16 protein-coding genes and 5 tRNA genes are annotated in these 22,507 nt (G+C 56.2%); 14 read left to right on the top strand and 7 right to left on the bottom strand.

The features are described from left to right. Positions 1-219: 219 nt before the first annotated feature. The 3 genes from AC3ZVB_RS05700 (at position 220) to AC3ZVB_RS05690 (ending at position 2,937) form a co-directional block, all read left to right on the top strand. The gene (locus tag AC3ZVB_RS05700) at positions 220-1,233 is read left to right on the top strand and encodes an AraC family transcriptional regulator (protein ID WP_178114324.1); all 1,014 of its coding nucleotides are present in this window, start codon (positions 220-222) and stop codon (positions 1,231-1,233) included. Between the two features lies 1 nt (position 1,234). Beyond that, positions 1,235-2,230, top strand: coding sequence for an AraC family transcriptional regulator (locus AC3ZVB_RS05695; protein ID WP_490146007.1), 996 nt, complete (start codon positions 1,235-1,237; stop codon positions 2,228-2,230). Positions 2,231-2,700: 470 nt separating this feature from the next. Continuing rightward, complete coding sequence (locus AC3ZVB_RS05690; RefSeq protein ID WP_490146006.1) at positions 2,701-2,937, top strand: hypothetical protein; 237 nt, start codon at positions 2,701-2,703, stop codon at positions 2,935-2,937. Here the strand turns inward: AC3ZVB_RS05690 and AC3ZVB_RS05685 are convergent, their stop codons facing one another. The 3 genes from AC3ZVB_RS05685 to AC3ZVB_RS05675 all read right to left on the bottom strand — a co-directional run bounded on the left by AC3ZVB_RS05685 (position 2,938) and on the right by AC3ZVB_RS05675 (position 9,519). Beyond that, complete coding sequence (locus tag AC3ZVB_RS05685; protein WP_490146005.1) at positions 2,938-6,588, bottom strand: hypothetical protein; 3,651 nt, start codon at positions 6,586-6,588, stop codon at positions 2,938-2,940. It abuts the gene before it with no gap. A gap of 444 nt (positions 6,589-7,032) precedes the next feature. Continuing rightward, positions 7,033-8,850, bottom strand: coding sequence for a hypothetical protein (locus AC3ZVB_RS05680; protein WP_490146004.1), 1,818 nt, complete (start codon positions 8,848-8,850; stop codon positions 7,033-7,035). Positions 8,851-9,443: 593 nt separating this feature from the next. Then, positions 9,444-9,519 (bottom strand) — tRNA-Asn (locus AC3ZVB_RS05675). Between the two features lie 227 nt (positions 9,520-9,746). Here AC3ZVB_RS05675 and AC3ZVB_RS05670 point away from each other — a divergent pair. Beyond that, the gene (locus tag AC3ZVB_RS05670) at positions 9,747-9,977 is read left to right on the top strand and encodes a hypothetical protein (protein WP_194690388.1); all 231 of its coding nucleotides are present in this window, start codon (positions 9,747-9,749) and stop codon (positions 9,975-9,977) included. Here AC3ZVB_RS05670 and AC3ZVB_RS05665 read toward each other — a convergent pair. Together AC3ZVB_RS05665 and AC3ZVB_RS05660 are read right to left on the bottom strand one after the other, a co-directional pair. Continuing rightward, positions 9,974-10,183, bottom strand: a complete 210-nt coding sequence (locus AC3ZVB_RS05665; protein ID WP_490146003.1) for a hypothetical protein — start codon at positions 10,181-10,183, stop codon at positions 9,974-9,976. The genes AC3ZVB_RS05670 and AC3ZVB_RS05665 overlap by 4 nt on opposite strands. A 247-nt stretch (positions 10,184-10,430) precedes the next feature. Next, on the bottom strand, positions 10,431-11,627 hold the full coding sequence (locus tag AC3ZVB_RS05660; RefSeq protein ID WP_490146002.1) for an amino acid aminotransferase: 1,197 nt from the start codon (positions 11,625-11,627) through the stop codon (positions 10,431-10,433). A gap of 351 nt (positions 11,628-11,978) precedes the next feature. Between AC3ZVB_RS05660 and uvrB the strand changes: the two genes are divergently transcribed. Further along, positions 11,979-13,994 carry an excinuclease ABC subunit UvrB gene (uvrB, locus tag AC3ZVB_RS05655; RefSeq protein WP_490146001.1) on the top strand — a complete coding sequence of 672 codons (2,016 nt, stop codon included), beginning with the start codon at positions 11,979-11,981 and terminating at the stop codon, positions 13,992-13,994. 132 nt (positions 13,995-14,126) lie between these two features. Here the strand turns inward: uvrB and AC3ZVB_RS05650 are convergent, their stop codons facing one another. Then, the gene (locus tag AC3ZVB_RS05650) at positions 14,127-15,677 is read right to left on the bottom strand and encodes an MDR family MFS transporter (protein WP_490146000.1); all 1,551 of its coding nucleotides are present in this window, start codon (positions 15,675-15,677) and stop codon (positions 14,127-14,129) included. Further along, positions 15,667-16,716 (bottom strand): HlyD family secretion protein, encoded by a 1,050-nt coding sequence (locus AC3ZVB_RS05645; protein ID WP_490145999.1) that lies wholly within the window; start codon positions 16,714-16,716, stop codon positions 15,667-15,669. Before AC3ZVB_RS05645 ends, AC3ZVB_RS05650 begins: the two co-directional genes overlap by 11 nt. 220 nt (positions 16,717-16,936) lie before the next feature. Between AC3ZVB_RS05645 and gltX the strand changes: the two genes are divergently transcribed. From gltX to AC3ZVB_RS05600, 9 genes are all read left to right on the top strand, one after another. Further along, entirely contained in the window at positions 16,937-18,418 is a 1,482-nt protein-coding gene (gene gltX / locus AC3ZVB_RS05640; protein ID WP_162439737.1) for a glutamate--tRNA ligase, read from the top strand. 315 nt (positions 18,419-18,733) lie between these two features. Further along, a tRNA-Ala gene (locus AC3ZVB_RS05635) sits at positions 18,734-18,809 on the top strand. Positions 18,810-18,888: 79 nt separating this feature from the next. Beyond that, positions 18,889-18,964: transfer RNA gene (locus AC3ZVB_RS05630), tRNA-Glu, on the top strand. A gap of 53 nt (positions 18,965-19,017) precedes the next feature. After that, positions 19,018-19,093, top strand: a tRNA-Ala gene (locus AC3ZVB_RS05625). A gap of 80 nt (positions 19,094-19,173) precedes the next feature. Beyond that, positions 19,174-19,249, top strand: a tRNA-Glu gene (locus AC3ZVB_RS05620). Between the two features lie 183 nt (positions 19,250-19,432). Continuing rightward, positions 19,433-19,972 (top strand): TetR/AcrR family transcriptional regulator, encoded by a 540-nt coding sequence (locus AC3ZVB_RS05615; protein WP_162439736.1) that lies wholly within the window; start codon positions 19,433-19,435, stop codon positions 19,970-19,972. Between the two features lie 31 nt (positions 19,973-20,003). Next, positions 20,004-20,837 carry an alpha/beta fold hydrolase gene (locus AC3ZVB_RS05610; RefSeq protein ID WP_490145998.1) on the top strand — a complete coding sequence of 278 codons (834 nt, stop codon included), beginning with the start codon at positions 20,004-20,006 and terminating at the stop codon, positions 20,835-20,837. A 48-nt stretch (positions 20,838-20,885) separates the two neighbouring features. Further along, positions 20,886-21,341, top strand: coding sequence for an acyl-CoA thioesterase (locus tag AC3ZVB_RS05605; RefSeq protein ID WP_194690384.1), 456 nt, complete (start codon positions 20,886-20,888; stop codon positions 21,339-21,341). A gap of 153 nt (positions 21,342-21,494) precedes the next feature. Next, entirely contained in the window at positions 21,495-22,454 is a 960-nt protein-coding gene (locus AC3ZVB_RS05600) for a tRNA dihydrouridine synthase (RefSeq protein WP_162439733.1), read from the top strand. Positions 22,455-22,507 lie beyond the last annotated feature (53 nt).

Here is a 22,507-nt window from a genome sequence, read left to right as displayed (position 1 = left end):
ACGCCTTGGGTAGCGCATTACCCGGGGCGTCGACCCTGATCGGCACCGTTGCGGTGCGCGTCAACGCCGCACGATGCGCTCGATATCCAGATAGTGTCCGATTACTAGCCTGAAAATGCGGATATCGCCTGTTCGCACCGGCTGGGCATAGCCCTTGCTAATCCATTGAGAATACGCGCCGAAGAGCGTGTCGATGTTCATTGCCGTGGGTGTACTGAAATGACCGAACCAAACGTTGCCCAGTTTCGAGATATCCGTATAGACCGCTATGACCTGGCCGGCGCCCGTGCATGGATGGCCGGCATTTGCGGGCCGCACGAATTGCAGACCTCTCAACCGAACCGGATTCAGTTTCACCACAAGGCCAATGTGTTCAAGTCCATGTCGACGACCTTGGGCCGGATGGAGTACGGCACCGACGTGACCATCGGCGTCGAGGATGTCGAACACCTCAATTGCTACAGCCTCAGCCTGCCCATTCGCGGCGAGCAGGAGCTGATCAAGGACGGCCGCCGGTTGTACTCCAGTCAGGACCAGGGCCTGATCGTGACGCCTCACGAAACCCAGTCACTGAGCATGGCCGGCGATTGCCACAAAATCTCCGTGGTGATCACCCGCATGGCGATGCGTCAGACCCTCGAAGGCATGCTGCAGCGTCCACTGGAAACGCCGCTGAAATTCGAGCCTGTGATGGATGCGGTCAACGGCGCCTCAGCCTCCTGGTGGCGGCTGGCCCGTCACTACATTGATGAGCTGGAGCGCGGCCACGACCTGTTCAACCAGGTGTATTTCACCCGCGATATCGAAAGCGCGCTGATCAAGGGCCTCATCCTTTCTCAGCCCAACAACTACAGTGCCGAGTTGCGTGAGCAGCTGGGCGCCAAGTTGCCGTACTACCTGGTCCGCGCCAAGGATTTCATTGAAAGCAACGCCCGCGAAGACATGCACCTGGAAGACATCGAGGCGGCGGCAGGTGTGTCACGTTTCAAACTGTTCGAAGGCTTTCGCAAACACTTCGGCGTCTCGCCCATGGCTTACCTGAAAAAGTTTCGCCTCGGCGCCGTGCGCCAGGAAATCCTTGAAGACGCCTCGGTGCGCAACATTTCCGTGATCGCGATGTGCTGGGGATTTTCGCACCTGGGGCGGTTCGCCAGCGAATACCGCAAGCTGTTCAACGAAACGCCCAGCAAAACCCTGCAACGCAGCGAAGCCCGTCGCAACCGGTCGCTTTGAAATGACGACTTTTCACGCGGCCACCGCCAACAGCGTCGGCCTGAACTTGTCGCTGATGTGCCGCGAGCCGGTCTTCACCAGCCGCTCGGCGCAGGAAACCCAGCGGTTGATGGGGCAAGCGCTGGTGGAACATGAGCTGGATTGGCCGCGAGGCGGTGTCGATACGGCGTTCTATCGCGGCAAGGTCGCCAGCTGCGAACTGTATGCGCTGCGCTATGGCGGCCAGGTTGAAATCCGCCCGCAGCCTTTCGAAGATTTCGTGTTGGTGCAGATGCCACTGCGCGGCAGCGCCACCCTGGAGTCTGACGGCATGGGTTTTAGCGTCTGTCCTGGAGAAGTGGCAATTCTGTCGCCGCGTGAACAGGCCCGAGTAGTGTGGGAGGAGGGCTGCGAGCAACTGATCCTCAAACTGCCACGGGCATTACTCGACGAGAGCCAGCGGGCGCTGGCCGATGACTTGCCTTCGGGATTCACCCTGGCGCCGGTCAGCCGCCTGCAACGGCCGCTGGCAATGCGCTGGTTTCGTCTGGTCAGCGAATTGCTGGAACACCTGCCCGAGGGCCCGGCGAGCACAACGCCTTCGCGCTGGTTACAGCATTTGGAGCAAAGCCTGCCGCTGTTTCTGCTCAGCCATTGCGGGGTTGCCCAGCAAACGTCGCCTTCGCTGCGGCAGCCTACCCGGCATTTGCATAAAATCGACGCCTGTATGCGCGAGCACCTTGCCCAGGGCATCAGCCTGGCTGAACTGGCGACAGCCGTGGGCATGAGCATTCGCAGTTTGAATACCTTGTGCCAGCGCGAGTACGGCCAAAGTCCGATGGACCGCTTGCGTGGGTTGCGCCTTCAAGCCGCTCGGGAGTATTTGCTGGCCAGGCCACACGCCAGCGTGACTGAGGTAGCGCTTGAATTTGGCTTTGGGCACGTGGGGCGGTTTGCCAATTATTATCGGCAGCGTTTTGGAGAGTTGCCCAAGCAAACGGTGAAGTCACAAGCGTGAGCCGGTTCAAGATATAGATCATCAGAAACGAAAAAACCCGCCAGAAGGCGGGTTTCTTTTTGGCTTCAGAGAATGTGGACGCTTTCTCTGGAGACTTGTCTGGCTCCACTGCCTGGACTCGAAAAGATAAATAAGTATTTGTTTTTAAATGGATTTTTTATTATTTTGTAAAGTTTATATCACTACGATTATCCTAATAAATCCCAGATTTTATGCGAACTCTTTGGATTCCCATGAGCACGGCAGTTGCGTCCGTCCCGCCTACCGATCAGTGCAGTAGTTCGTTTCCTCGTGATCACTGTGTCCGTCCGAAACGGACTTTAGTTGGGCGGTTTAGGTATTGAGAAAGACGTCCTGAGTTTCGACAGGTTTTGATTCGTTGTTTACATATCTGCCGGCCATCGATGGCATTGATTCTGACCATCTTTTGCATCCGGCTTGACCGATACTCGTAGAGAAGGTGATCGGCAGTGAGTAACCCGAACTGGTCAGTCGTACAGGTAACAATCGGCCATATGTGGACGTTTGTTGCTGCGCGCATTTCGGCTTTCGTCAAGTATTGTCTTGATAAATGCGAAGGACGCATCGCTAAGGCTGTATCTATCCAATGGCAGCTCGGTGGCATAGCATTTTATCACCCGACAGCCATTCGATTGAGCGAATTTCTACTTCGAAAAAACTTTCCAGTGCTGGAACTCAAGGATTAATCAAAGCCTAGCCAAACCTATTTTTTCTCCCGACGCGTACTCTCTCCATATATTCATGATTTTTTCTGCAAATTGGGTTCTGGCAGATTGAATCGCAAATTCAATAGCTGGAAGATTCTCGGCGCGAAGAAATTTGGCGACCATCTGACAAAAGTCCCAGAAGAATTGAGTATCTTGTTCTCGCCATATTGGGATGGATGCAACCGTATTCAGCACCATGTCAAGGACATCCTCGCACCAGCAATTTTCGACTGCCTGGCAGACAATATGCAATGCTGCAGGATGGGCATAGGAGGCTTGCAGTTCTCTTTCAAGAAGTTTGATACGGCTGTCGGTTGGTTTGCGATTGCTTACGATCAACAGCACTGAAAGGCGCGTCCATCTATCGGTTATGCCAGTCAGCACATCATCGACATAAATGTCCTCTACATCAGATAACATCTCGCGCTGGAGCTCAACTAAACCCTCATATCCGTTTGTTTGAAAGGGGAGTAAGAGAAGCAAGTCATTGTGCGATAGCAGGTGGCGAGCCTTTGCAGCGGCAGGAATAAGCTCTGCAGCAAGACCTCCTAGACGAATAAGCATGTGCTCTGACTTGATGGAGTTAAGTGCTTGGAGGTCAGAGGGTGAAAGGCATGAGTAGTCATTACCATCTACTGCGTGACGAATCCTTGCCAATCGCTCTATCATTATTGAAAGACTGGTAGCTGCCTTAGCAGTAAATCCAAGTATTCCCACTAGCGCAAATACCCTAGATGTAGTCCAGTCGTACGCATTCGCCTCCTCTGATAATCCCTTTTCGCATAAATTCAATAGCTCCTGCTTTGGGGTAAGAGCAGAGTGCACCATTTCAATAAAGTAGTTGCAGGCATTGCCTCGATCCGAGGTCCATTTATCAATACAAGAAAATGCATACAGAGAAATCGCGGAACTATCACATCGATGAGCTACTTGCCACAACCGAGCCTTTCTTGGGCCTGTAGTGCGGGGTAGGTCTTGTTCGACAATAGAGACCATATCGTGCGGCAACTCCGCACTCTTCAGTACATCAGAGATAAGTTGTTGTAGATAATATTCCGAATGATTATCCGGCTCACTAGGCATCGTCTCGGCTATGGCACATTCAAAGGCCATACGTGTGTCGATATCTATGCCAATGCAAGCTGCTGCTCTTATCAGTCTAGCCTTGTCGTGTGGTTCGACGTACTCTAACAGTACTTCATCGAAAAATTTCTTTGCTTGCGAAGGATCAACAGCATGGAGCGCGTATAAGCCAATCTGAAAGGCTGTCAAATCAGAGGCTGCTCGTAGATGCCGCTCGATGGCAGGTACGTCGCTGGGATCTTTCTCATAGGCAAGGAGAAATAGCGATTCACCTACCGGTTCCCCAGCACCGCATCGGGACAGCCTTTCTCTTGCAAGGCTGATTCGCATTGATAAAGGGGCGGCCTCCCAGATGGCGACATTCCCACCCGAAATTTTTATGGGAGTTGATTTGAGTTTATCAATTTCAGGAAGTAAACCTCTGAGATAAATTGCATCTCCTGCAGAGGCGAGTGCTCGAAAGGCCGAATATCTCATCTGGCTGTCAGCCTCACTCGTAGCCTCCCTCAATCGCCTCATAGCTTTGGGAGTACCGAGTCTGGCAAGCGCATACAGTCCCTGAAGTCTAAAGATCATGGATACCTCTGGCGCAATTGATCGACTCAGCATTTCCTCCGCTATATCTTGAAGATCACTTGGAAGCTCTCTCGCAACTCGAGCTCCCAAAATCAGATCAGCGTCAAGTACAACTGTAAGGAAGTTTTCCATGTGCTCACGTGAGACTAACCTTGCAGCAAACACCCAAGCATCATCTGCTACAGATTCACGCAGAGAGTCTAAATGGTTGCGCCATGTTTGTGCCAGCATTGCAGCTGACAGGCTACCGGCTAGCAGTTGATGTCCAAAGCCGATATATCCTCTTTCAGAGATACGCAATAGCTCTTGACTGACGAGAAGATCAACTATTTCTGTGTCCTTAAGATCTCCTATGCCAAGTGCGTCGCTGCAATGGGTTTTTGATTCACGAATCCATTTTCCGGCTTCGCTTATAGGAAACTCAAGACGTCTACTGATAAATACGCACTGAAATGCTAACGCACTTGCAAGCTGAAGAAGAACCGTTGAATGGACTTTTGATTGTGGGAAACTCGAGTTGCGAATTGATCGTGATTCGAGCAGTGCTTCAATCATCTCACCTAAAGTGCTAGGAATCGCTGACTTTAGTTTCCAGACCCGCAATGCGACTTTAACAGCAAACGGGGTCCACAGAAGTAATGATCCAGATTTTTCGGCAAGTAACACATAGTTCTTCGTGAAGACGTCAGCGGCTTGCTGATCAAGCTCACCTTCTGCTATGCGTCGCATGGCGACAGGAGTGATGCTCTGTACTTCTACGCACGCCAGCGGAAATTGCGGAAGAATAATATTGTTCAGCCTATTGGGCTCACGAGACGAAAGGACGCAAGCAATACGCCTGCGCCTAAGTAGGGGACTTAGCTCGCCAAAAAACGCCGTCATGTTGGCATGAGTACATTCATTTAATCCATCACAAAGTAATAGCACCTTGTCCGGTAGCAAGCGCCAAGTGCCGTAATCAGCACTGAGTTCCTGATTAATTAGCCGATCAAGAGCGCCTGGGACATATGTCGCCAAAGAAATCAAAATCGGCAGTACGCATTCCGGGCTTGTTTGCAATGCTCTGGCACGGATTAGAGCCAGTGAGGTGGACTTTCCGACGCCCCCTTGCCCTACTAGAAGTGCAAGATCACCCACATCAAGTTGTAGGAAATCGTCGATGGTACTGAAATTTTTTAATGCTGTTTTTTGACCCGCATTGATATTCACATCCGTGCCAATGGAAATGCCAGTAGGCAGGTCAGTGCTGACAAAGCGCGGTTCGATGATGGTGTGGAAATGACGATACTCGGCAATGTAGGCCAAACGATCAAAGGCAGCGCGAGGGTTATCCCGTACAACTGTCGCTATCCGGAAGTAACGCTGTGCCACCTCTAGTATCGCCTCCCAACGGGGAGACAATGCAGCGTCGAACTCTTTAAGATTCCAAGCTGTAAGGCGATCAAGCTTAAGTACATACGATTCCGCGATCATCCGAGGTGTCTCCCCTCGCTGCTCTAGCTTAACGCGAAGGGAAACGAGCTCCGCATCAGTAGCACTCTGCAAGGTATTTCCGACTTCAGTGGCTATCTCCTGTCGTGAGGTGGCCCGCAATGCGCTGACTACTTTCTTGCGGACACCTCCAGTGCAAATGAATCGGTGCTCTCCAATACTTGAGCCTTCCAGCGCTGACGTTGCCGCAACTTTTGCAAGCTCCTTTATCAGCTGCCCCATGTCCAGAGGTTGACCTTGTCGCTTACATTGAACGCACACGAGGCGGCCAGTAGCCACAACAACCCCTTGAACATCAAATCCCCCATCTCCAGAGCCAGATGGTTTGCCAATAACTCTCAGACCAAGTATGTCCTGAATACTTAGGAGGCAACCAAAAACAAAATTTTCGAAATCGTCCGAACTCAGGCGGTCGATAGGAAAACCTAGACCCTCGTAATATGGTGCTTGGTTAGAGACGGTATTTGGGTCATTTGACATTTATTTGGTCTAATTTCAAATCACATGTTCACTTGGCATCATTTTGACTCATTTGAATACCTGAGTAGCAATCCAAATTTCGCGCCTTACAATGCGGTCAAGTAGCTGAGTTTGATAGGTGATGGACGACGAAGATGTTGGTGGCTTTTTGTACCCTTACGACAAATTGCCCGATGCTCACTTAGGAGTCAAGAACCTTGAGGCAAAGCGGCTCATGCTTCGCATTTTCTATGTGTGACCTGGAGTCCGTCGAAGGAGGTCTTGGTCTTGGTCTTGGTCTTCGTGCTACGGACAACAGAAATAGAATGCAGGTCAGGCACTCACATACACCGAACAGCTAATTGGTTCGTGCTGCGGGAGGGAACCGAACCGATTAGGCATGGATACCGATCTTACAGGTGGCTAAAGCACACAATCATAGCTTCCGCCTTTTTAAGAGGGTGCTCACTCTTGGCAGATAACGCAACCGAACGCCCCGACCTCGGTGCAAGCTGCAAAGAAAGACGAGAGTAACCAGTACAGTTGCACGAAGTAGGGATCAACGGCAGCACCGGCGGCAATGTCTTGGAAGACTTGCCCCACAGCTACTTTGCTCAGCGAGGAGGTGACGATGGCCACCCGCTTTGTTGTATGCGGAGCGTTGCGACAAAAATCCACTGCTGCTTGGGTATCAGCCGGCGTGCCACGGCACGTGCGGGAAATGCGCGTTCTAGCCCCCTTGTTGTTGTAAAGGCGACTCCACCTCCTGTACTTCACTGGCATGGATGATGTGGGTAACGAGAGATTGCCGAGATTCTTGATCGCCTGGCCTACCGAGACGTGAAATGGGCTGGCCCCCAAGGATAGATCTCCATGCTTGGCGTGGTAGAACGTGATTCTTGGCGCAGATGGATCTGTCCGAAAGCCGATGAAGTCAGCCCACTCATCGCCAAGGTCGTCGCACACCATGACATTGTCTTCCGGCGCTACCGTAGACAGCATGACGCCAAAGGTTGAGTCGTTATCAAATGTGTTGTGTGCCGCTGTGAACGTGCCTTTTTCATCAACGACATTTGCTAGCTCGGCATTGCCGAAGAAGTAGCCCAGGAACAACGCCCCGCCGTTAACCAGTGAGTCGTCTTGATATAAAGTTCCATCAAGGTAGGCGAACTGTGGCTGATCGAATAGGACGATGTAGGCCTCCTGTTTATCGATAAACTGCTTCAACAGCGCACGCCCATTATCTGCTCCGACCCCGAATTGTGTGTCCTCGACGTGGACCTGGGAAAGAGAGGGCAACTTCAGACGCCTCAATGCGATCCGCGTTTTGTTGATCGCCATCTCTCCGACCTCGGCCCCGGTGTCCGACTTGGAAAGGACTAGCTTTCGCGTAGCATCGATCGTGATGTGCAGTACGGCTGTCAACTCTTCCAGAATCGCTTCGACTTCGGCTTGAGAAAGTTCACGAAAACCTGGACCGTCCGGTTTCACCAGGCGAATGATTTTGTCACCAAGGATGGCCTGCCTGAGGATGGCGGTGTCCACCGCAAATTGACTGGGTGCCGCTGTCAGATCCGACAACTCCATTGGCCGGGCGAAAGCTGCCAGGAAGGGTGAGGAAGACGGCCTTCCTGGCCTAGGGTGCAGACGGTCAATGATGCTGCAGGCGTAATCCACCAAATCGAGGTAGCCCGCGCGGTCTGCTCGCAGGGAAATGCGTCCGGTTCGCGGAGTCGTCGAGTAATGCTCGGCTGCTTCCCGAAAGCTGTACCCCAACGGAGCGAATCGAGCGGATGAAGCCATACCCACGTTATTCTGGAGATTTTCCCCCTCAAGTGTCTTGCTACGTAGAGCAAATCGCGACAGCGACATATGCCTCAGTCGAACGCGGTCGAAGATGGAGTCCTTGCTTGTGAGGCCACGATCAACTTCCAGCGGGCTGATCCGTTGCAGATGTCGTTTCGCGAATTCAGGCGTTACGTCGATTTGTGACTTGAATATTGCGACGTGGCTACGGTACTCCACAATCAATAGGTACCCAGTGACCCGGTCGACCACGGTATCAGCGCCAGGTAGAAAGGCCGGCGCTCTGTCGAACTGGAAGCACAACGCAGACCAAAGCGCTGCCCCATGGGACTCTCGATTGAATGAGAAAAAATTGTTCGATGAAGAGGTTTGCGCGCCCCTGATAGCTCGGAACAGCGCGGTGATCGCCACAGCTGTGATAGATGCACGCTGGCGGAAGAAGTAGCAGGATTTGCTGGCGTGGAGCTCATCGATCATTTTCGTGTCCCTACGAGACAGGGTCACTGTGTGGATCCTGTTATGAAGCAAAAGGTAGCTGAGTGCCACCATGCCTGTCTAGGTGAATCATGGTACCTCAGTTTATAAGGCAGAGCGCCGCCACCCTTAAAAGCTTGTGATGCATGACCTGACGCTTGGCTCAGTAGCGGAAAGCTCAATAGGGTGATCGAGGATGCTAGTAGTCTGGCGAATGTCCGCTCCACATTCGTTTTCTGACCTTCGCTTAGCGGTTGAACTGCCAGGATTTTCCTAGGCGATAAGTGAGTAATTGCATGGTCAGCAAATAGTAAAAACGCGTCGAGTCAGTGCGCTGGCCGCAAAGCTGGCGTCTTGTAGACGCGGTCTGTGGGCTTGGCCGAACGGCAAGCGGCGTCGGAGAGTGGAGCAGTAGTGCGCGACATAAGGGTACTCCCTTTTATCGAAGTGACCTGTATCCCAAACTCTACCCCTAAAACGGTTGGTATCCACCAGTTTCTGACGGAGACCGATGAAACACCAAAACGAAAAAACCCGCCATGAGGCGGGTTTTTTTGGGCTTCAGAGAATGTGGACGCTTTCTCTGGAACCTTGTCTGGCTCCACGACCTGGACTCGAACCAGGGACCCAGTGATTAACAGTCACTTGCTCTACCAACTGAGCTATCGCGGAATGGCGTGTATGTTACTGATTCAAAAAGAGAAGTCAAGCATCTGTTGCTAACTTGATGGATTCATCGGGACGGGCGGTGGTTAATCGGTCATTGGCGGTTACCAGAATCGGTTCAGAGGTCTACCATGGCCGCCCGGAAGTGGTTACACGCGCTGCCGGCCATTCGCCGAAAAGGTACGCGCCATGAATCACTCAGTCCTAACGCCTCAAACTACCGAGGTGAACGCATGACTATCGCTCAGATCAGCCTGCCTAAAGGTGTCGGCCCCCACGCCGAGAAACTGTTCGATGCAATCACTCAGGCCAGCACGGCTGACGAATTGAATCGGGCGGGCGGTAAGGCTGAAGGCTTCGTCCTCGGTCTGGAAAGCACCAAGGCGATCAAAAGCCAGGTCGCTGAATCGCTCTATGTTGCCTATGACGATGCCGCCAGCCAGCGTGCAGCCGAACTGGCTTAACCGCCAAAGGTAAAGGTGCCCAGCATCAGTTTGGCGTAGAGCATCGTGGCGGCCAGTTGCACCAGCCATAAGGCGAGGCCGCCGAGAAACACGCCAGCGGCCACTTGCATCACCAGGTTATTGCCACGTTTGGCCGGGGTGCGAGGGACGAAATGGTCCAGTTCATCCAGATCATCGCGGTCAGCGCGTAGGTCATCGTTCTTCATGTGGGTTCTCGTCAAAATCTCGGGATGTACATCGCACCTGTAGGAGCGAGCTTGCTCGCGAAAAACTTGAGGGCGGTGAGCGCACCAGGTAGTACGCGTTATCGTTAACGTCCTTCGCGAGCAAGCTCGCTCCTACAGGGTAGATGTGTGGAGTTTAGAGGGCTGAGCCTCGGCTTTGAGATTTATCTGCAACAAATAAAAAACGGGAAGCTCGATGGCTTCCCGTTTTTTCACATCACGACGCGCTTCAGATAACCTGAATAATCGCATCCGTAACGGCCTTGATGTTGCTCTGGTTCAGTGCAGCCACGCAGATACGGCCGGTGTCCAGGGCGTAGATCCCGAACTCGTTGCGCAGACGGGTGACTTGCTCAACCGTCAGGCCGGAGTAGGAGAACATGCCGCGCTGACGACCCACGAAGCTGAAGTCACGCAGCGGGGCGTTTTTTGCCAGCAGGTCCACCATCTGGGTGCGCATGCCGCGAATGCGAAGGCGCATTTCAGCCAGTTCTTCTTCCCATTTCGCACGCAATTCCGGGCTGTTCAGCACGGCAGCAACAATGCTTGCGCCGTGGGTCGGCGGGTTGGAATAGTTGGTGCGGATCACGCGTTTGACTTGCGACAGCACGCGCGCGCTTTCTTCTTTCGATTCGCTGACGATCGACAGGGCGCCAACGCGCTCGCCGTACAGCGAGAAGGATTTGGAGAACGAGCTCGAGACAAAGAAGGTCAGGCCCGAATCCGCGAACAGGCGCACGGCGGCGGCGTCTTCGTCGATGCCATCGCCGAAACCTTGATACGCCATGTCGAGGAACGGCACGTGACCTTTGGCTTTCACCACTTCCAGGACGTTTTTCCAGTCTGCCGGGCTCAGGTCAACGCCGGTCGGGTTGTGGCAGCAAGCGTGCAGCACCACGATCGAACCGGACGGCAGGGCATTCAGGTCTTCCAGCAGACCCGTACGGTTGACGTCGTGTGTTGCCGCGTCGTAGTAGCGATAGTTCTGCACCGGGAAACCGGCGGTTTCAAACAGAGCGCGGTGGTTTTCCCAGCTCGGGTCGCTGATTGCCACGACAGCGTTCGGCAGCAACTGCTTAAGGAAGTCGGCACCGATTTTCAGTGCGCCGGTACCACCAACAGCCTGGGTGGTGAGGACGCGGCCGGAAGCGATCAGCGGCGAGTCATTGCCAAACAGCAGTTTTTGCACGGCCTGGTCGTAGGCGGCGATACCGTCGATCGGCAAGTAGCCACGGGAAGCGTGTTGAGCGACGCGAATCGTCTCGGCTTCGACAACGGCGCGCAGGAGTGGAATTCGCCCCTCCTCGTTGCAGTAAACACCCACCCCCAGGTTGACCTTATTGGTACGGGTATCGGCGTTGAATGCTTCGTTGAGGCCCAGGATTGGATCGCGTGGTGCCATTTCGACAGCGGAGAACAGGCTCATTTTTGCGGCGGCTCTGAATGGAGAGTGGAGGGACGTGTCGCGCTCCAGCCGAATGCACTAGAGCGGTGCACAAACGGGGAGCTAGTATAGAGGCCATCGGCGATTGAAGGCGACAGACGAATCGGCTTTTCGGGTAAGTTTTTTGGAATATTTTTCGACCGTTAGTCGAATGCCCGCGTCAAAGACTTCAAGGGATGTAGGACTTTTGCCTTGAAAGCGCGGGCAATCGACTCCACATTGACCACAATCAAGTTTTTTCCTCGGGCGACGTCAGTCGTTTGCGGCCTTTCTCGTTGCTGCCGGTTTGACCGGACTGGCGCGACTCTTTGCTCCGAGAACCATGAGGTATGCATGTCTGAATTTCAGCTAGTCACCCGCTTCGAGCCCGCCGGCGATCAGCCGGAAGCCATCCGCCTGATGGTCGAGGGCATCGAAGCCGGGCTGGCGCACCAGACGTTGCTCGGTGTGACTGGCTCGGGCAAGACCTTCAGCATCGCCAACGTCATCGCTCAGGTTCAGCGTCCAACCCTGGTGCTGGCGCCGAACAAGACACTGGCCGCGCAGCTGTATGGCGAGTTCAAGGCGTTCTTCCCCAATAACGCCGTCGAGTATTTCGTTTCCTACTACGACTACTATCAGCCTGAAGCCTATGTGCCGTCCTCGGATACCTTCATCGAGAAAGACGCCTCGATCAACGACCACATCGAACAGATGCGACTCTCCGCGACCAAAGCGTTGCTGGAGCGCAAGGACGCGATCATCGTCACCACGGTGTCGTGCATCTACGGCCTGGGCAGCCCGGAAACCTATCTGAAGATGGTTTTGCACGTGGATCGTGGCGACAAGCTCGATCAGCGTGCCTTGCTGCGTCGCCTGGCGGACCTGCAATACACCCGCAACGACATGGAATTTGCCCGAGCGACCTTCCGGGTGCGCGGTGATGTGATCGATATTCACCCGGCGGAATCCGATTTCGAAGCCATTCGCATCGAGTTGTTCGATGACGAGGTCGAGAGTCTTTCCGCTTTCGATCCGTTGACGGGTGAAGTGATCCGCAAACTGCCGCGCTTCACGTTTTATCCGAAAAGCCACTACGTGACACCGCGAGAAACCCTGCTCGGCGCCATCGAAGGGATCAAGGTCGAGTTGCAGGAGCGCCTGGACTATCTGCGTTCCAACAATAAGCTGGTGGAAGCGCAGCGGTTGGAGCAGCGCACCCGTTTCGACCTGGAGATGATCCTCGAACTGGGCTACTGCAACGGCATCGAAAACTACTCGCGCTACCTCTCCGGCCGTGAATCCGGCCAGGCGCCGCCTACCTTGTTTGATTACCTGCCGGCCGACGCCTTGCTGGTGATCGACGAATCCCACGTCAGCGTGCCGCAGGTGGGCGCGATGTATAAGGGCGACCGCTCCCGCAAAGAAACCCTGGTGGAGTACGGCTTCCGCCTGCCGTCGGCGCTGGATAACCGGCCGATGCGTTTCGATGAATTCGAAAACATCAGCCCGCAAACCATCTTCGTTTCTGCCACGCCGGGTAACTATGAGGCGGAGCACGCCGGGCGCGTTGTCGAGCAATTGGTGCGGCCGACCGGCCTGGTGGATCCGCAAATCGAGATCCGTCCGGCGTTGACTCAGGTCGACGACCTGCTGTCGGAAATCGGCAAGCGTGTAGCGCTAGGAGAACGGGTGTTGGTCACGACGTTGACCAAGCGCATGTCCGAAGACCTGACCGATTACCTGGCGGATCATGGTGTGCGGGTGCGCTACCTGCACTCGGACATCGACACCGTGGAGCGGGTCGAAATCATTCGCGATCTGCGCCTGGGCACCTTCGATGTGTTGGTGGGGATCAACCTGCTGCGTGAAGGCCTGGACATGCCAGAGGTCTCGCTGGTGGCGATCCTCGATGCGGACAAGGAAGGCTTCCTGCGATCCGAGCGTTCGTTGATCCAGACCATTGGGCGCGCGGCGCGTAACCTCAATGGCCGGGCGATTCTGTACGCAGACCGGATCACCGGTTCGATGGAGCGCGCGATTGGCGAAACCGAACGCCGGCGCGACAAGCAGATCGCGTTCAACCTGGCCAACGGCATCACGCCCAAGGGTGTGTTCAAGGACGTTGCCGACATCATGGAAGGCGCCACCGTGCCGGGTTCGCGCAGCAAGAAGCGCAAAGGCATGGCCAAGGCTGCCGAGGAAAGTGCTAAGTACGAAGCCGAACTGCGCTCGCCGGGCGAAGTCGCCAAGCGCATCAAGGCCCTGGAAGAGAAGATGTATCAGCTTGCGCGTGATCTGGAGTTTGAGGCTGCGGCGCAGATGCGCGATGAAATCACCAAGTTGCGGGATCGGTTGATTGCTGTCTGATATTCGCGGTGCCTGGGCTGGCCTCATCGCGAGCAGGCTCACTCCTACAATGGGCTTCGCAACGTTCACGATCGCGTGAATACCCGAAAAACCTGTAGGAGTGAGCCTGCTCGCGATGGGGGCAACCCGGTTTCAATGAGCCTCGCCAGCCTTCAACCCCGCCGGCAATTTCTTGGTCAGCAACACCGCGATCATGCTGATCCCCAGCGCAATCCCCACAAAATGAAACGCATCGTTGTACGCCATGATCGACGCCTGTTGATGGGCGATCTCGCTCAGCTTGCCCAGCGCCGCCGTTTCACTGCCGAACCTGTCCGCCATCGACGCCATTCGCTCGGCCACCTGCGGGTTGGTGGGCACCAGCGCCTCGCGTAAGTAATCAAAATACGTCTTCGTTCGCGCGTCCAGCAGCGTGGCGAGGAGGGCGATGCCAATCGCGCCGCCCAGGTTACGCAGGATATTGAACAGGCTCGATGCCGACCCCGCATCCTGGGGCAGGATGTAGGCGGTGGCGATCAACGAAATGGTGACCATGATCAACGGCTGGCCCAGCGCGCGAATAATCTGGATTTGATTGAACTGCGGCCCGGCAAAATCCGGGTTCAGCACCCCTGACGAAAAACTCGCCAGCCCGAACAGCCCGAAGCCCAGGGTGCACAGCCACTTGGGCGAGATGTACTTCATCAGCTTGGGCACCAGCGGAATCAGGAACAGCTGCGGAACGCCCATCCACATGATCACTTCGCCAATCTGCAAGGCGTTGTAGTTCTGGATCTGCGCCAGGTACAACGGCAGCAGGTAAATCGAACCGTACAGCCCGACGCCCATCCCCAGGCTGGAAATGCTCGACAGGCCGAAGTTGCGATTGCGCAAGATGCCGAGGTTGATCAGCGGATTGGGTTTTGACACTTGCACGATCACAAAGGTGATCAGGCTGATCAGCGCAATGCTGCCCAGGGAAACGATCAGGCTCGATTCCAGCCAGTCCTTGCGATGGCCTTCCTCCAGAAAAACCTGCAAGCAGCCGAGGCCGACACCCAGGGTGAGAATGCCCATGTAGTCCGTGCTTTTGAGCAGTTCCCAGTGTGCTTCCTTCTTCTCCAAGCCATACATCAGGCCGGCAATCATGATCAGGCCCGGTGGGATGTTGATGTAGAAGATGTATTCCCAGCCCCAGTTTTCAGTCAGCCAGCCGCCCAGCGTCGGGCCGATTGAAGGTGCAAACGTGGCGGTCATGGCAAACATCGCCATGCCTTTCGCGCGGTGGTGTTCGGGGAGCTTGATCAGCGTCAGGGTAAACGCCAGCGGGATCAGTGCGCCGCCCGTGAAGCCTTGCAGGGCGCGGAAGACGATCATGCTTTCCAGGCTCCAGGCCATCGAGCAGAGCAGCGAGGCCACGAGAAATCCCAGCGAAACCCACACCGCCAGCCGGCGTGCCGAGAGCAACTGCACCAGCCAGGCGGTCAGCGGGATCATGATGATTTCCGCGACCAGGTAGGAGGTGGAAATCCACGAGCCTTCTTCGAGCGTGGCCGACAGTGCGCCTTGAATATCCTTGAGCGACGAGTTGGTGATCTGGATATCGAGCACGGCCATGAAGGCGCCGAGCATCACACTCATGACGGCGATCCAGTCCCGGCGAGTCGGTTCGCCGGCCGGGCGGATCAGTTGATCACCGGCCATCGTCAGGGGCGTCTTTGATGTTCACTTTGGCGGTGACCGACATGCCCGGGCGAATCTTGCCGTGCAGCGGATTGTCCGCGGCGAAGGTCAGTTTTACCGGAATCCGTTGTACGACTTTGGTGAAGTTGCCGGTCGCATTGTCCGGCGGCAGCAGGCTGAACTGTGCGCCCGAGGCGGCGAACAGGCTGTCGACCCGGGCTTCGATCGGGGTGTCGCTGTAGGCGTCGAACATCAGTTCGGCTTTCTGGCCGGGCTGCATGTGCCCGATCTGGGTTTCCTTGAAGTTGGCCTGAATCCAGATGTCTTGATCCGGCACGATCGACAGCAAATAGGCGCCAGCCTGCACGTATTGGCCATTGCGCGCAGCGCGTTGGCCGATCAGGCCGCTGATGGGCGCGTGGATTTCGCTGCGAGTGAGGTTCAGTTCGGCCTGGGCCAGGTCGGTTTTGGCGTTGGCGATCATGGCGTCCAGGCGCTTGATTTCGGCGCTCAGGGCGTTGACTTGCTGGCGCTGACTTTGCGCATCCGCCTGGGCCTTGGTCACTTGCGAGCGCGCAATGTGATTGTCGGCGGAGAGGGTGGTGACCCGTTCTTCCGATACATAGCCGGGTTTGCGCAAGGTTTCGGCGCGGGATAAATCGATCTGCGAGCGGCTGAGGCTGGCCTGGCTGGAGGCGACCTGTGCGTCGCTGGCGGCGATCTGGCTGGCTTGTTGAGTGAGTTTGCTCTGGGCTTGCAGGCGTTCGGCCTGGCGAGTGGCGAGGGTGGCATTGGCCCGGTCGACGGCGAGGTGGAAATCATCGCCTTCAAGCTTGATCAGCAACTGGCCTTTCTCCACGTGCTGGTTGTCATGCACCAGCACCTCATTGATACGCGCCCCCAGCTGGCTCGAGACGCGGGTGATCTCGCCCTGCACATAGGCGTTGTCGGTGCTTTCGTAAAACCGTCCCTTGAAGAACCAGTGGGCAAAGAAGCCCCCGGCGATCAACAGGACGATCAACAGGAAAATAAACAGGCGACGCTTGAGTTGGGCAGGCATGGGGCAGACTGTAGTCGAGAAATTGTAAGGAAAGTTATCAGTCGGTGAATCTCGCATACAGCCGATAAACGGTAAATGCCATTGGCTGATATTTGGCCATTCACCGGGCAATCAGCACTTTGTAGGCGCAACCTTGGCTTAAATGCCCTGCTGACTGGAGCCGGGCCGCTGTCGCCTGTTACCATTCGCCCTTTGTTTTATCTTCATTTCGAGACTTGCCATGACCACCGTCCGCACTCGCATCGCGCCATCGCCTACCGGGGATCCCCACGTAGGTACCGCTTACATCGCTTTGTTCAACTATTGCTTTGCCAAGCAGCATGGCGGTGAGTTCATCCTGCGGATTGAAGACACCGATCAATTGCGTTCGACCCGCGAGTCCGAACAGCAGATTTTCGACGCCCTGCGCTGGTTGGGTATCGACTGGAGCGAAGGTCCGGACGTGGGCGGCCCGCACGGTCCTTATCGTCAAAGCGAGCGTGGCGAGATCTATCAGAAGTATTGCCAGCAGCTGGTCGAAATGGGTCACGCTTTCCCGTGTTTCTGCACCGCCGAAGAACTGGACCAGATGCGCGCCGAGCAGATGGCGCGTGGCGAAACCCCGCGCTACGACGGCCGTGCGCTGCTGCTGTCCGCCGAGGAAGTCGCCCGCCGCCTGGCCGCTGGCGAACCTCACGTGATCCGCATGAAAGTGCCGAGTGAAGGCGTTTGCGTGGTTCCGGACATGCTGCGTGGCGACGTCGAGATCCCGTGGGATCGCATGGACATGCAAGTACTGATGAAGACCGACGGCCTGCCGACGTACTTCCTGGCCAACGTGGTCGATGACCACCTGATGGGCATCACCCACGTGCTGCGCGGTGAAGAGTGGCTGCCATCGGCGCCGAAACTGATCCTGCTTTACGAGTACTTCGGCTGGGAACAACCAGAGCTGTGCTACATGCCGCTGCTGCGTAACCCGGACAAGAGCAAGCTGTCCAAGCGCAAAAACCCGACCTCTGTGACGTTCTACGAGCGCATGGGCTTCATGCCGGAAGCGATGCTGAACTACCTGGGGCGCATGGGCTGGTCGATGCCGGACGAGCGCGAGAAGTTCTCGCTGCAGGAAATGGTCGACAACTTCGACCTGAAGCGCGTTTCCCTGGGCGGGCCGATTTTCGACATCGAGAAACTGTCCTGGCTCAACGGCCAGTGGCTGCGTGATCTGCCGGTGGAAGAGTTTGCTTCGCGCCTGCAGACCTGGGCACTGAATCCTGAATACATGATGAAGATCGCACCGCACGTACAGGGCCGGGTTGAAACGTTCAGCCAGGTCGCACCGCTGGCCGGCTTCTTCTTCGCTGGCGGCGTGAACCCGGATGCGAAGCTGTTTGAATCGAAGAAGCTGTCGAGCGATCAGGTGCGTCAGCTGATGCAGTTGATCCTGTGGAAGCTTGAGAGCCTGCGGCAGTGGGAGAAGGACAGCATCACCGCGACGATTCAGGCGGTGGTCGAATCCCTGGAACTGAAGCTGCGTGACGCCATGCCGCTGATGTTCGCCTCGATCACGGGCCAGGCCAGTTCGGTCTCGGTGCTGGATGCGATGGAGATCCTTGGGCCGGACCTGACCCGTTTCCGTCTGCGCCAGGCGATCGACTTGCTTGGTGGTGTGTCGAAGAAAGAAAACAAAGAGTGGGAAAAACTCTTGGGCAACATCGCCTGACCTACCGAATCCTTGACGCTCACCCGTCATTGATGACGTTCACCTGTAGCAGCTGCCGAAGGCTGCGTTGGGCTGCGAAGCAGTCCTTGATGGCCGCCACGTAATCTGCCTGAAAGGGCAAGGCGTCCGGTGGAGCGAGTGCTACGCACTCGAACGCAGCCTGCGGCAGCTGCTACAGGAACGGATACATCCCCGGATTTACGGGGGAAGGGCGGTAAGTGATTGTTATGTCGGCAAAAAACTTTGAAATATTTTAAAAATAAGTTTGACAGCCTTTCGATGCGCCATTAAGATTCGCCCCGTCCTCAGCGATGAGGGGCTATAGCTCAGCTGGGAGAGCGCTTGCATGGCATGCAAGAGGTCGACGGTTCGATCCCGTCTAGCTCCACCAATTTACACTTCAAGGTCTGGCCACACCGGCCTTGAAGCGATCAACACTCAGCGTTGATCTGTTGTATAGAAGGGTTTGCGTCCCCTTCGTCTAGTGGCCTAGGACACCGCCCTTTCACGGCGGTAACAGGGGTTCGAGTCCCCTAGGGGACGCCAGTTTTACAGAAGCGATGTTGCAAGATGTCGCTCCGCCGCGAGGCGAAAAATCCGGGGCTTTAGCTCAGCTGGGAGAGCGCCTGCATGGCATGCAGGAGGTCAGCGGTTCGATCCCGCTAAGCTCCACCAATTTTACAGTTCAAGGTCTGGCCACACCGGCCTTGAATCGATCAGCTCTCAGCACTGATCAGTTGTATAGAAGGTTTTGCGTCCCCTTCGTCTAGTGGCCTAGGACACCGCCCTTTCACGGCGGTAACAGGGGTTCGAGTCCCCTAGGGGACGCCACGATTACCCGCTCTGCGGGATTTTATAAGGGTCATTCAATTATTGAATGGCCCTTTTGTTTGTCTGGCGTTTGGCCAAACCCTCAATTTCTCTCACACTCTTCTTCAGACCAGCGGTCACATCCACGACTTGCGGAAAATTATTATGAGAATAATATTCTAGTCGTAATATTCGGAGGCAACGATGAACGATAAAAAAGCACAAACCCGCGAACGCATCCTCAAGGCCGCCAGCGCAGCGCTGATTCAGCGCGGCCCGGCCGAACCGAGCGTGGGCGAGGTGATGGGGGCTGCTGGCCTGACGGTTGGCGGCTTCTATGCGCACTTCGAAAGCAAGGACGCCATGATGCTGGAGGCGTTCAAACAGTTGCTCGGTCATCGTCGTGAGCTGATCGCCGATATGGATGACCAGTTGACCGGTGAAGAGCGGCGGGCGTTGGTCGCTGCGTTTTATCTGTCGCGCAAACACCGTGACTCTTCTGATTCCGCTTGCCCGATCCCGGCGTCTGTCGGCGAATTGGGGCGGCTGCCAGACGCATTTCGTGTCGCGCTGAATGAGCACGTGGAGATGATGGTCGCGCAGTTGGCGGCCAGCCCGGAAGAAACCGAAAAGGCCCTGGCCGACATGGCTTTGATGGTGGGTGGTTTGGCTCTGGCGCGGGCGCTGGGGCCGGGAGAGTTGTCTGATCGATTGCTGCGCGCCGCAAAATCAGCGGTGCAATGACCTGAAGGCGAACGCCTGGGGAGTGAGAGCGATGAACGCGTTAAAGTGGGTTCGTGGCGTTAATGGCACCTTGGGCTGGTTTGCACCGCAGTTGGTCGCAAGCAAAATGCGACTCGCATTCATGACCCCGCGCACGCGGCCACCGCGTGATTGGGAGTTGCCGTTGCTGGCAAACTCCGAGCGCATCACGTTGCGCTTCGGTCTCTCCGCACTGCGCTGGGGGCAGGGCCCGGCGGTCTTGCTGATGCACGGTTGGGAAGGGCGCCCCACGCAGTTCGCCAGTCTGATCACCGCACTTGTTGAGGCCGGTTATAGCGTGGTTGCGCTGGATGGCCCGGCACATGGTCGTTCTCCGGGTAGAGAGGCAAATGTCGTGCTCTTCGCCCGCGCCATGCTCGAAGCCGCCGCTGAGTTGCCACCGCTGCGCGCTGTCATCGGCCATTCCATGGGGGGCGCCAGTGCGATGCTCGCCGTGCAGTTGGGCCTGCGCACTGAAACCCTGGTAACCATTGCCGCCCCGGCACGAATTCTCGGAGTACTGCGTGGTTTTGCGCGCTACGTGCGGATGCCACCCAAAGCGCGCTCGGCATTCATTCGTCAGGTCGAGAATGACGTCGGCATGCGCGCCGCCACGCTGGATGTGGCGCACTATCAGCTCGATATGCCGGGCCTGATCGTCCATGCCGAAGATGATGATTTTGTCCTGGTCAAAGAGTCTCAGCTGATCCATGAAGCCTGGTTCGACAGTCGTCTGTTGCGTCTGGAGGCGGGTGGTCATCAGCGAGTATTGGCCGATCCTCGGGTCATTGATGGCGTGTTATCACTGTTGGCCGGACGCAGCCTGCAATCGCGCCAATCCGCTTGAGCATCCGTTACACTGCCCCGGTCAAAATTTTCTGACTGGGAGTGGGGCATGGGCTGGGATCGGGCAACGCCATTTATCATTGATCTGGAAGTGGGCGCCGAGGACATCGATGGGCTGGGGCACGCGAACAACGCGGTCTATGTGACCTGGCTCGAGCGTTGCGCCTGGCGCCACTCCCAGCGCCTGGGCCTGGACCTGGTCGAGTATCGGCGTCTTGACCGGGCGATGGCCGTGGTCCGGCACGAGATCGATTACCTCGCGGCTGCCTATGAAGGTGACGAGTTACAGTTGGCAACCTGGATTGTCGATTGGGACCAGCGCCTCAAAATGACCCGGCACTTTCAACTCAAGCGCCCCAGCGACAACACCACGTTGCTGAGGGCGCAAACCACGTTCGTCTGTATCGAGCTGTCCACCGGCAAGCCCAAGCGCATGCCGGCAGAGTTTATCGAGGGCTACGGGCCGGCGTTGTTGTCGCAAGAATTGAACACCACCCAAATCTAGTGTGGGAGTGAGCCTGCTCGCGATTCGGGCGGCGCGGTTTAGCCATTACGCCGCGTCATCGTTTATCGCGAGCAGGCTCACTCCTACAAGGAATCTGCGATTCCCCGCGCAATCCAGTAAACTGCGGCACGTTTTTCGTCGAGTGTGTTTTTCATGCAAATTGCTTTGGCGCCCATGGAGGGGTTGGTCGACAACATCCTGCGGGACGTGCTGACTCGGGTGGGCGGTATCGATTGGTGCGTGACCGAGTTCATCCGCATCAACGACCAGCTGCTCACGCCTGCCTATTACCACAAGTTCGGCCCTGAACTGCTGCACGGCGCCAAAACCGCTGCCGGCGTGCCCCTGCGCGTGCAGTTGCTGGGTTCCGACCCGGTTTGCCTGGCGGAAAACGCCGCGCTGGCCTGCGAACTGGGCTCCCAGGTAATCGACCTTAACTTCGGTTGCCCGGCCAAAACCGTGAACAAATCCCGCGGTGGCGCCGTTCTGCTCAAAGAGCCTGAGCTGTTGAACCAGATCGTTGAGCATGTGCGCCGCGCGGTTCCGGCTCACATCCCGGTCACCGCCAAAATGCGCCTGGGCTTCGACAGTCCCGACGGCTCGCTGGTCTGCGCCACGGCGCTGGCCGAAGGCGGTGCGGCTCACATCGTCGTGCACGCACGAACCAAGACCGACGGTTACAAGCCACCCGCTCATTGGGAATGGATCCCGCGAGTGCAGGACGTGGTCAAGGTGCCCGTGTTCGCCAACGGCGATATCTGGAGCGTCGAAGACTGGCGTCGCTGCCGCGAAATCAGTGGCGTGGAAGACATCATGCTCGGTCGCGGCCTGGTGTCGCGTCCCGACCTGGCGCGTCAAATTGCTGCGGCGCGAGCCGGTAAAGACGTCGTCGAGATGACCTGGGCCGAACTGTTGCCGCTCATCCAGGACTTCTGGCTGCAAGCCAAGGCACAGATGACACCCCGCCAATCACCCGGCCGCCTGAAGCAATGGCTGGCGATGCTGACCCGCAACTACCCCGAAGCAGTTGAACTTTTCACCGTGCTGAGACGCGAAACCGAACTCGATCAGGTCTCGCGTTTATTGGGTTTGCAAGTTCGCGAAGCGGCCTGAAAAAATCTTCAAAAAACCTCTTGAAATGTAATCAGTGGTCCCTATCTAAGGGT

The organism is Pseudomonas sp. MDV22-iso1, assembly GCF_058145095.1.
This window is presented reverse-complemented; position numbering and strand designations above follow the sequence as displayed.